The 3336-nt window shown below is 64.5% G+C and carries 4 protein-coding genes; all 4 read left to right on the forward strand.

Annotation, left to right across the window (positions count from 1 at the left end):
- On the forward strand, window positions 1–311 hold a 311-nt coding region (locus NKI95_RS34035; protein WP_352722213.1), incomplete at its 5' end, for a DUF5372 family protein.
- A gap of 167 nt (window positions 312–478) precedes the next feature.
- Window positions 479–958 (forward strand): helix-turn-helix domain-containing protein, encoded by a 480-nt coding sequence (locus tag NKI95_RS34040; RefSeq protein WP_352493705.1) that lies wholly within the window; start codon window positions 479–481, stop codon window positions 956–958.
- 258 nt (window positions 959–1216) lie between these two features.
- Entirely contained in the window at window positions 1217–2419 is a 1203-nt protein-coding gene (locus tag NKI95_RS34045) for a recombinase family protein (protein ID WP_352722215.1), read from the forward strand.
- Window positions 2395–3324 (forward strand): hypothetical protein, encoded by a 930-nt coding sequence (locus tag NKI95_RS34050; protein ID WP_352722217.1) that lies wholly within the window; start codon window positions 2395–2397, stop codon window positions 3322–3324. Before NKI95_RS34045 ends, NKI95_RS34050 begins: the two co-directional genes overlap by 25 nt.
- The last annotated feature ends 12 nt before the right edge of the window (window positions 3325–3336 follow it).

A 3336-nucleotide genomic window follows, 5' to 3' on the forward strand; every position in this document is an offset into this window, starting at 1 on the left:
TAAAGCCGTCAACTGCAGCCCGTGTGGGGACGACCGGCCTCACGGTCCGCATTACTCACCCATTCCACCCGCTTAAAGGCCAGAGCTTCGAGATGATCAGCCGCAGCCCGCATTGGGGCGAGGACCGGGTGATTTACCGGGCGGCGGACGGGAGCTTACCCACGATTGCCGCCGCAATGACGGACATGGAGCAGCCTGACGCATTCCGGCGCGTCGCCGCCGGGCGCGCGGCCTTCCGGACATCCGACCTATTGGATCTGCTGACGCTGCTGGATCGGATCTCTGCGCCGGCGGAGGCGGAGGATGCGTAAGGTTAAATACGCCGCTTGTGTAAGGCAAATTACGCCGCACCGCTTGCTTGCGCACCGGAGCTATGCCCGCAATTGCAGGACTTATCCCGGGCATCGCGGATCTTCCTTGTTTGACGTCTCATCAAGTAAGGCGTATTTATATTTACGAATCAGTTTGGACGATGGGCATGGCGAAGCCAAAGCCAAGACGACGCGACCCAAAGGCCGAGGCCTTGGCCCGCGACGGCGCGCTCAACCCCCACCCCGAGGCCGTGAGCGACACGCTGTTTGCCGCCAATCCCTTCTTCGATGCCAGGGACCTTGTGCAGGTCCGCTACGAGATGGTGCGCCGCCATCAGGCCGATCGCGTGCCGATCAGCGACGTCGCCAGCGCCTTCGGGGTCTCGCGGCCGACCTTCTACAAAGCTCAGAGCGCCTTGGCCGACCAGGGCCTCGCCGGGCTGGTGCCCCAGCAGCGGGGGCCAAAGGGCGGCCACAAGATCTCTGCCGAGGTCCTCACCTACATCGACCAACTCAGGGCGACGCGGCCCGACCTCACCGTGCCGCAATGTATCGACGCGATCGCCACACGCTTTGGCGTCAGGGTGCACCGGCGAAGTCTGGAGCGGGCCATGGCGCCCAAAAAAAAACGACTCGATCTGCCCTAACCGTCCGCGCGACCAGCCTCGTCGGCACATACGAACAACTGCGCACCGCGGTGCTCAGCGCCCAGCTGATTACTGGATCAGGGCTGCTCACGCTGCGCCGTCAGGGCATGGTCGCCTGGATCAAGGCCGCATCGACAGCACCCAACTTTACGCCGCCTTGCCCGGTACATCGCCCCCCGTCGGCAGGCGCGATCGCCACCAGCGAGCTCACCCTCATCCTTGCCAGCCTTGTTGTCACGCTAACCGCGGAGCCAGCACATGCCTGACCTCAAAGTCACCGCCGATCACCTGCGGCGCGACGCCTACCTCTACATCCGTCAGTCTACGCTGCGACAGGTCGCCGAGAACGGCGAGAGCACGCAGCGACAGTATGGGCTGCGTGATCGCGCCATTGCCGCCGGTTGGCCGGCCGAACGCATCCACGTGATCGACTGCGACCTGGGCAAATCGGGATCCAGCGCCGTTGCCCGCGACGGCTTCCAGGAACTGGTCAGCGAAGTAGCCCTCGCCAAGGCCGGCGTCGTCATGGGGCTGGAGGTCTCGCGCCTGGCCCGCAACTCCGCCGACTGGCACCGGCTGCTTGAGCTGTGCGCCGTGACCAGCACCCTCATCCTCGATGAGGATGGCGTCTACGACCCGGCCAGCTTCAACGACAGACTTCTTTTGGGTTTGAAAGGAACGATGTCGGAAGCGGAGTTGCACTTCCTCAAGGCGCGCATGCGCGGCGGCCAACTCAACAAGGCAAGCCGCGGCGATCTGAAGATAGGGCCGCCCGTGGGCCTGGTCTACTTGCCCGATGGCACCCTCGCACTCGACCCGGACGCCGAGGTGCAGGCCGCGCTCCGCATGGTGTTCACGACCTTCGAGCGCCTGGGCAGCGCAACCAGAACCGTCAAGTTCTTCCTCGACGAAGGCATCCTGTTCCCGCGACGACTGCGCAAGGGACCGCACAAAGGCGAACTCATGTGGGCGCCGCCACGGCACGCCCGCATCCTCCAGGTCCTGCATAATCCGAGATATGCCGGCGCCTTCGTCTACGGTCGAACACGTGGACGGCCCCGGCCGGGCGGCGGCGTCTCGCAGATCAAGGTTGGTATGGCTGACTGGCGGTTCGTCATGCCCGACCTGCATCCGGGCTATATCGACTGGGAGCGCTTCAAGGCCAACCAGGAGCGTCTCGCCACCAATGCACAAGCCTATGGAATGCAGCGCCGCGCCGGGCCGGCCCGCGAAGGATCCGCCTTGCTCCAGGGCAGAGTTCTCTGCGGCCTTTGCGGCGGGCGCATGGGCGTCCATTACAGCCAGGAGCACGGTCAGCCTGTCCCGACCTATATCTGCCAGGAGACCGCCACCCGCCGTGGCGGCAAGGTCTGCCAGTCCGTTCCCGGCAAAGTCGTCGACCCGGCGGTGGGTGCATTGCTTGTCGAGCTCCGGCGGTGGGTGCATTGCTTGTCGAGCTGATGACGCCGATGACCCTTGAGGTCACCCTGGCGGTGCAGCGCGAGCTTGAGGCACGCGCCGCCGAGATGGACACGTTGCGCCGACAACACATCGAGCGGACGCGTCATGACGCTGAGCTCGCCCGGCGCCGCTACATGAAGGTCGATCCCGACAATCGCCTCGTTGCCGACACTCTCGAGGCCGAGTGGAACGAGAAGCTGCGGCTTCACACCGACGTCGTCGAGGACTATGAACGACGCGCGCCCGAGGAAGCCGCTGCCCTCGATGCCGAGACGCAGCAACGCGTCCGCGATCTTGCCGAGCAGTTCCCGCGGATCTGGAGCGATGCCCGCATCGACGTCCGCGAGCGCAAGCGCATCCTGCGGCTGCTGGTCGCCGACGTCACCCTGGTCAAGGCCGAGATGATTACCGCAAACGTGCGACTATCCGGCGGGGCGACCCGCACCTTGACGCTGGAGCGGCCCCTGCCGATCGCCCAGATACGCAAGTTCAAGTCGGATCTGGTCGCTGAGGTCGACCGCTTGCTCGACCGTCATTGCGATCGTGAGATCGCCGATATCCTCAATGAACGCGGCCTGCGGAGCTGGGAAGGCAAGCCGTTCAATCTCAAGAAGATCGGCTTCATCCGCGGAGCCTATAACCTGTCCAGCCGCCGCCAGCGCCTGCGGGATTGTGGTATGCTCACCACCCAGGAAGTGGCCGAGCGCTTCGCTATCGCCGAGACCACCGTGCATCAATGGGGGCGCCAGGGCCTCATCACCAAAGTCTACAGCGACAATCTCAACCGTGGTCTGTGGGACATTCCTCATGACCTCGAGATCGTCAAAGGCCGCCCGGGCCGAAACGCCGTTCCCGCCCGCCGTGCCTCAATTACCGTGCCATCAACCGAACAGGACTCACTATGAAACAATTGCCTT

Source organism: Mesorhizobium sp. M0306 (assembly GCF_040321655.1).
Lineage (GTDB): Bacteria > Pseudomonadota > Alphaproteobacteria > Rhizobiales > Rhizobiaceae > Mesorhizobium.

Bases quoted from the DNA above. Each gene is read 5' to 3' on its own strand.
- NKI95_RS34040 (WP_352493705.1), top strand. From the start codon at position 479: ATGGCGAAGCCAAAGCCAAGACGACGCGACCCAAAGGCCGAGGCCTTG.
- NKI95_RS34045 (WP_352722215.1), top strand. From the start codon at position 1,217: ATGCCTGACCTCAAAGTCACCGCCGATCACCTGCGGCGCGACGCCTAC.